Source organism: Xylophilus sp. ASV27 (assembly GCF_016428875.1).
In the GTDB taxonomy this organism is placed as follows: domain Bacteria; phylum Pseudomonadota; class Gammaproteobacteria; order Burkholderiales; family Burkholderiaceae_C; genus Xylophilus.
In genome coordinates, this window is record NZ_JAELTO010000275.1 from 1 (window position 1) to 469 (window position 469).

At 60.8% G+C, this 469-nt stretch carries 1 protein-coding gene; it reads left to right on the top strand.

What is annotated here, in order from left to right:
- Nucleotides 1-227: 227 nt before the first annotated feature.
- On the top strand, nt 228-469 hold a 242-nt coding region (locus JHD63_RS22855), incomplete at its 3' end, for an IS110 family transposase (RefSeq protein ID WP_198973101.1).

Sequence of the window (469 nt, forward strand, 5' to 3'; positions counted from 1 at the left end):
TTGTCTCCTTACATGTCTCAGATCATTCAAACTTCAGTCGTCAAGGTGGTGAGGCCGGCCTTGACCGCTGAACGGGTTGACTCACCGCCGCGCAGCCTGTGTCTCCTGCGAGCCCGAGCTCGGATGACGGCCCAGGGCGCACGGTGGTGGTCTCTTTGTTCTGCCGCATCCCGAATGGTTGACCGAACACATTTCGTATTCGTAAGGCTGGGAGCTGGAGAACTGCCATGAGTGAACTCGTCTACGTGGGCATCGATGTCGCCAAGAGCAGCTTCGAGGTGGCTGTCACGGGCGAATCGCAAACGCTCAATTTGGCCAACGATGAAGCCGGCCATGCCGAGCTGTGTCAGTTGCTCGTGCCGCTGGCCCCCAGGCTGATCCTGCTGGAGGCCACCGGCGGCTACGAGCAAGACCTGGCACTGGCCTTGGCTGGCACAGGCTTGCGGGTGTCTGTGGTCAACCCACGCCA